Below are 6419 nucleotides of genomic sequence, written 5' to 3'. Positions count from 1 at the left end.
TGGTCTTGGCTGTTTATATTTTAACCAATAAATTGCTGTATTGCAAGCATAGTGAGCTTTTAAAGATAAATTATTGTTTTATTGGTCAGCAATAATTGTCTGTTTTTTATTTAATTTTACATGACAAGTTCGGAAGAGCCTTTTGTTTTAACTCCTCTAATAACCACCGTCCGAACTGTGCCAAAGGGTAAGGCTGGTTAAAATTAACCCATAATACTGGCCAATCAGCAGTTAATTGATCTGTAAACTTTCTCGCCAGGGCAGTTTTACCATAACCTCCGGCGGCGGTAATCTCGATTAACCTTAGATGGTCATTCCCTAACGCTGTTTGGAGTTCTTGCAATTCTTCCCGTCGTCCTTGCCATCTACGCACGGGTGGGAGTTGCGTATCCACTAACCCAGAGGTGGTCAGGGGTTGGACCGCTTTTTTAGAGGGTTCAGACTGTTTTTTTTTAGATTCTTCAATCAGCGATCGCAATTTATCCTCAACGGATACGAAAACTTTTTCATATTCTGATTTCTTTAGATCACAGAGAGGATTGCTGGGAGAATTATTGCTAGGAGACTGAAATTGATGTAAGTAAAATCTTTGTTCTATTCCCTCTTCATTAGTGTATTTAAAAGAAACACTTTTCACAGTAGAATGTCTAAGAAATATAGGAATTATAAGGACTCCTTCTTCTTCACGTCTTTTCAAAATACGGGGTAATTCTTCATTCTTCACATAACGAGAATTAAGCAGATCTTGGCTAACCAAGACCATCGCAATTGTTACTTGTGATAAACTGTCTTTAATTTTTTCATCCCAAATATCCCCCGGTTGTATGTCGAGATCTGACCAGACTATTTTTTCCTCATCATTCAGAGGTTCGAGAAATTTTAACAGTCTGTCTCTCCATCCTTTGTCTTGGTGGGAATAACAAATAAAAATTGATGGCATATCTCTTTCCTCTGACATAACCACTTTTCTGTTATACCACATCTAACCCAGAAAACGGGTTTCTTAGAGAAACCCGTTTTCTAACTTAAGATTGGTCGATTTCAATCCCCGCTACTTCTTTCAAACATTTTGTAAATGGCACTGTTTGAAGCCCATCACGTTCCGCTCTATTTAAAACTGGCTTTATTAGTAATGGCGGGAAGCGGATTTGAACCACTGACCTTCGGGTTATGAGCCCGACGAGCTACCAGACTGCTCTATCCCGCGTTGCTTTATCTAGTATAGAACTAAATCTCGGTAAATGCCAAGGAGTTTGTAATATTCCTTTACATTTACCGTCCGACCAGAGGTTAATACTTACGTTCCACGGGGATGAAATCCTGAATCACCACGGGCATATAGTCGATATCGATGCCGGAGGGGGAATAATAGGCGAGGGTATGCTGAAGGAAATTTTGGTCATCCCGTTGGGGAAAATCTTCGCGGGAATGGGCCCCTCGGCTTTCTTGACGATTGAGGGCAGAGGTGAGGATAATTTCCCCCACCACCATGAGACTTTGTAACTCCCAGGCCTCGATTAGTTCCGTATTCCAGCAATCACCTCTATCATCCAGGTAAATCTGCTCGTATTGGCGCTTTAATTCGCCGATTTGTTTAATTCCCTCGCGCATGGTCGCTTCGGTGCGAAAAACGCCGCAATGTTGGGTCATACAGTCTTGGAATTGCTGACGTAGTTGACCGATGCGAATCGTGCCTTTTTTGGTCAATAAAGCGGTGATTTCCTCTTTGGCATCCTGAAGGTAAATATCGGGATTAAAGACGGGAAAAGCGCGTTTTTCGACGTATTTAGCGATCGATTTGCCGGTTCTTCTCCCATAGACCACACATTCTAACAGGGAATTACTGCCCAAACGATTGGCCCCGTGGACAGAGACACAGGAACATTCCCCGGCGGAGAAAAAGCCTTCGCTGAGGGTATCGGCACTTAAGCGAACGCGACCATCGGTATTAACGGGAATGCCGCCCATACAATAGTGAACTGTAGGACGGACGGGCATCGGTTCCTCTACCGCATCGACACCGACGAGACGGTGGGCCTCCTCCCAACAGAAGGGAATGCGACTCATAATTTTTTCCCGGCCTAAATGGCGTAAATCCAGATAGACAAAGGGACCCCCGGCGCTACCGTCCAGATTTACCCCCCGGCCGGCGCGAATTTCTAGGGTAATGGCCCGGGAAGTGATGTCCCGGGGTGCCAATTCCATGCGCGAGGGGGCGTAGTCTTCCATAAAACGACGACCTTCGCTATTGATTAAATAAGCACCTTCACCCCGGACCGCTTCTGAGATTAAAACACCGACGGGATAGAGTCCCGTGGGGTGAAATTGGACAAATTCCATGTCTTCTAGGGGAATACCCGCTTTTGCCGATAAAGCTAAACCGTCTCCCGTACAGGCGAAATCGTTGGAGGTGGTGTTATAAACGCGACCATAGCCCCCCGTCCCGAACATAATTGCTTTTGCCCGAAGGATTTCTAACTGTCCGGTGGCGATTTGGTACATAACCACGCCTTTGGCCGTACCTTCTTCGAGGATAAGGCGCAAAACGTACCATTCATCGTAGATTTTTACCTGATTACGGTGTAAATTGCTGACTAATTCGTGCAGCATGGCGTGACCGGTTTTATCGGCGGCGTAACAGGCACGGTTATGGCTGTGACCGCCAAAGGCTCTTTGGGCAATGCGTCCATCTTCGAGACGGGAGAATAACACGCCTAGATGTTCCAATTCGATGATAACTTCGGGGGCTTCTTGGGTGAGGATATCCACCGCATCCTGGTCAGCCAGAAAATCGGAACCTTTGACGGTATCGTAGGCGTGGGCCTTGGGATTATCTTTGGGGTCAACGTTTTGCAGGGCGGCGGCGATACCTCCCTGGGCAGCGACGGAGTGGGAACGAATTGGGTGGGTTTTGGCAACGACAGCAACATCGATAGTCGGGTTGAGGCGTTTGATTTCTAAGGCGGCGCGGCATCCTGCTAACCCACCGCCCACTATAACGACATCGTGTTCTTTCATGGCTGATTTTTCTAGGGGCTTCTGTTTCTATGGTGGGGTGAGAATTACTCAGAAGTCAGTTTTGTAACCGAGACTTTATATTTCAGGAGTCAAAAGACAAAAGACAAAAGGCATCTTTGTTCTCCCCACACCCCACACCCCACACCCGTTCGGACCTCGGCGTGAGCTCGGTCGAACGCTGAGCTCACGGCCGAAGCCCACACCCCACACCCCACACCCCACACCCCACACCCCAAAAAAACAACCCGCGGCAGTTAACCGCGAGTTATTTTTGGCTAAAATCGGATAATTACTCAACGGTAATCGTTCCGACCATACCAGCACCGCGATGGGGTTCGCAGTAGTAGGTGTAAGTACCCGGTTCGCTGAAAGTGCTTTCAAAGGACTCACCGGCGGAAAAAGCCAGACCTTTATGGGATAATTTAGCAGCCTGGGCTTCGGGAACCTTGGTACTATCGAAAACTATGTTATGGGGAGAAAGTTTGTTATTGACCCATTTCACCGTATCTCCTGCTTTAATAGTGAGGGCGGGGGGATCAAATTGTAGTGTACCCGCATCACCGCCCATCTTAACCGTGAAGGTTTCGGCGGAAGCAGCGGCAGTGTTGAAGAAGCAGCTAGAGACGACTAGCGCCACGGTAGCGAACAATAAACCTAATTTTTTCATGCTTGTTAATCCTTTACACGAGGGAAGATGACAAGTTTGACAGCCTGTCTTTTGACAAAAAAGTAAAAGTTTGCTTTTAACTGTCCCATGAATTAATTCTACACCAAGTTTGACAGCTTGTCTTTTGACAAGAAAACCGGTTTTTTCTGACCATGGTTGGGGAATTTCTTAAGAAATAGAGGAGAACCAATCGTGAAAAGACTATTAATTTCCCTGTGCTTGCTCTTGGCTGTGGTTACATTCGGTATGGCTCGTCCCGCTTTAGCTGATGGGGCTTCGATTTTCAGTGCTAACTGCGCTTCCTGTCACATGGGCGGTAAAAACGTGGTTAATGCCGCTAAAACCCTGAAAAAAGAAGATTTAGTTAAATACGGCAAAGATTCCGTTGAAGCTATCGTTACCCAAGTTACCAAAGGTATGGGGGCGATGCCCGCTTTCGGTGGTCGTCTCAGCGCTGAAGATATCGAAACTGTAGCTAACTATGTCCTCGCTCAAGCGGAAAAAGGCTGGTAAAAATTAGTTATCGGTGGCGAGTTATCGGTTGTCAGTCTGGTAAGAATTGTAGCGATCGAAATTCTTGGGTCAATTGCTGGCTTAAAATAGCTAATGGTTCATCTCGGGACAAGGTTGTGAAATTGCGATCGTTTTTCTATCTTTTAGGTGCGACGGTAATCATTCTCCTAGTAGTCGCTACAGCCAGTTTTGCTTGGATTCTCGCCGATAGTCCTCTGTCTTTGCTCAAAGGTGGGGTGCTGCGGGAACCGATGGCGGCGATTTTTGTGCCGAAACAGGCCCCGGTTATGGTATCCTTGCTGGTCAATCCCGAACGTTTAGAGTCTTTTGGTCAATTAATCGCTACACCGGCTAATCGACGACGTTCCCACCAAGAAATTAAGGATTTAGAAAAAAGTCTGCTCGGCAAAACGGGTTTAAATTATCAAAAGGAAATCAAACCCTGGTTAGGGGAGGAAATTACCCTCGCTGTTACTTCCCTAGATTTCGATCGCGATACCGATAATGGTATCCAACCGGGTTATCTTTTGGCAATTCAAAGTAAAGATGGTGAACGCGCTAAGGAATTTCTGCAAGCTTCCTACTCAAAACAGGCGGTTTCGGGCAAATTTGACCTCGTTTTTGAACTCTACAAGGGAGTTAACCTGATTTATCAACGTCCCTTGACCCCGGGAGATAATAATCGTTTTCTCGCTAGTGCCGTCGTCGGTGATACGGTGCTTTTTGCCAATAATATCAAGGTTTTGCGCGAGGCCCTTAATAACGTGCAAGTACCGGATTTAAACCTAAAAAATAGCCCTGATTACCGAGAAGCCCTCAAAAATATCACCGAACCGCGTATAGCTATAGTTTACGGCAATTTACCTCCGTTATCGGCTTGGATTGCGAATCAACCCGTCCCGGAGAGTCCCGAAGCAAAACAACGATTAGCCACGGCTTTTACCCTCAAATCCGGGGGAATAGTCGCCCAAACCGCCTTAATTGGAGTCTTAGGACAGGATGACCAAGCACCAATTTTATCTAGTCCCGTGGGAGCATTATCTTTTATCGGCGAAAATAGCCTTTTAGTCGCCGCTAGTCGGGATTTAAATCGTTTTTGGACTCAGGTAGAGGAGGGGTTAGAAGCAGATAGTCCCCTACAGGAATTAATAACACAGGTCTTAAACCGCTTCCAGTCGCCTTTAGGTTTAAATTTGCCTGAAGACGTTTTTAGCTGGGTTAGAGGCGAATATAGCCTCGCTCTCGTGCCTAGTTCAAAGGGGATGGAACCCGATAGTGTTTTTCTAGGGGAACGGGTGATGGGGGTAGAGGTGGACAGTGCGATCGAGCATTTGGATGAGTTGGCCCGCAGTCGCGGCTATAATGTGGTTAATCTGCCTTTACTCGATCGAACGGTGACAGCTTGGACAAAGTTAACCACGGCGGTCCCGGGGGGAAAAGCGCAACTAGAAACGATCGTGACGGGAGTGCATACTAGAGTCGATAATTATGAAATTATCGCTAGTTCTGTGGAAGCGATGGGTTTAGCTTTATCTGCACAGAAAAACCCCATCTTAAGCAGTGGTAAGTTTCGACAGGCAATTACTGCTCTACCCGCAGAAAATGATGGTTATTTTTACGTCGATTGGCGACAATTGCAACCGGTAATCGAGGCAAAATTCCCGATCGTGCGGGTGTTAGAATTGTCGATTAAGCCTTTATTTAATAATCTGCGTTCTCTTACTATTAGCAGCCAAGGTAGCGAAAATTCTGTGCGTCGGGGAACGATTTTCTTTAATCTGGGAGTGAAGTCTTAATCAGTTATCAGTTAAGTAGTCGTGCAAAATTAATTTCCTAGTGAAGATAGGCAAAAGGCAGGAGGCAAGAGGTGGTTAAATATGTGTAATTAATTTTGCTTAGGTACTTATCAGTTATCAGATAGAAGCTTGTAGGTTTGGTTGAGCGATTTAATAATTAGGAGAAAACTGCTCGATTCAATGGTTTGAGCAAAACCCAACATTCTTGACGACATTGGTGTGGTTGGGTTTCCCTCAAGCGTCGCTAATATTTGACAGACAAAAGTTATTATTGCTTGACCCAACCTAGTGCTTTTTAGACAAAAAAAGCCTATTCTGTATATTCCCAAAAAAGCAGCCTATGAATTAAGTAGGGGTTGCTGAATAAATCTAAAAACCTTGTTGGATAATATTTTTAGGCTTTTTTAGCCCAAAAACCTTTTTTA

General features: G+C 45.6%; 5 protein-coding genes and 1 tRNA gene. 2 read left to right on the top strand and 4 right to left on the bottom strand.

The genetic code is table 11. The annotated features are described in order from the left end of the window. Positions 1–106 precede the first annotated feature (106 nt). The 4 genes from ACOCD9_RS09235 to petE all read right to left on the bottom strand — a co-directional run bounded on the left by ACOCD9_RS09235 (position 107) and on the right by petE (position 3685). Positions 107–940 carry a TIR domain-containing protein gene (locus ACOCD9_RS09235; RefSeq protein ID WP_419547192.1) on the bottom strand — a complete coding sequence of 278 codons (834 nt, stop codon included), beginning with the start codon at positions 938–940 and terminating at the stop codon, positions 107–109. Between the two features lie 193 nt (positions 941–1133). Then, positions 1134–1207, bottom strand: a tRNA-Met gene (locus tag ACOCD9_RS09230). 83 nt (positions 1208–1290) lie between these two features. Continuing rightward, the gene (locus tag ACOCD9_RS09225; RefSeq protein WP_419547191.1) at positions 1291–3018 is read right to left on the bottom strand and encodes a succinate dehydrogenase/fumarate reductase flavoprotein subunit; all 1728 of its coding nucleotides are present in this window, start codon (positions 3016–3018) and stop codon (positions 1291–1293) included. Between the two features lie 289 nt (positions 3019–3307). Next, on the bottom strand, positions 3308–3685 hold the full coding sequence (gene petE / locus ACOCD9_RS09220; RefSeq protein WP_419547189.1) for a plastocyanin: 378 nt from the start codon (positions 3683–3685) through the stop codon (positions 3308–3310). Between the two features lie 192 nt (positions 3686–3877). On the opposite strand from petE, the gene petJ reads away from it, so the two are divergent. Together petJ and ACOCD9_RS09210 are read left to right on the top strand one after the other, a co-directional pair. Beyond that, on the top strand, positions 3878–4198 hold the full coding sequence (petJ, locus tag ACOCD9_RS09215) for a cytochrome c6 PetJ (RefSeq protein WP_002796336.1): 321 nt from the start codon (positions 3878–3880) through the stop codon (positions 4196–4198). A 116-nt stretch (positions 4199–4314) separates the two neighbouring features. After that, positions 4315–5994, top strand: coding sequence for a DUF3352 domain-containing protein (locus ACOCD9_RS09210; RefSeq protein ID WP_419547187.1), 1680 nt, complete (start codon positions 4315–4317; stop codon positions 5992–5994). Positions 5995–6419: the final 425 nt, after the last annotated feature.

The organism is Microcystis sp. (genome assembly GCF_048564745.1).
Lineage (GTDB): Bacteria > Cyanobacteriota > Cyanobacteriia > Cyanobacteriales > Microcystaceae > Microcystis > Microcystis ichthyoblabe_A.
Note: the sequence above shows the minus strand (reverse complement) of the source record. Positions and strands in the feature narration are given on the sequence as shown.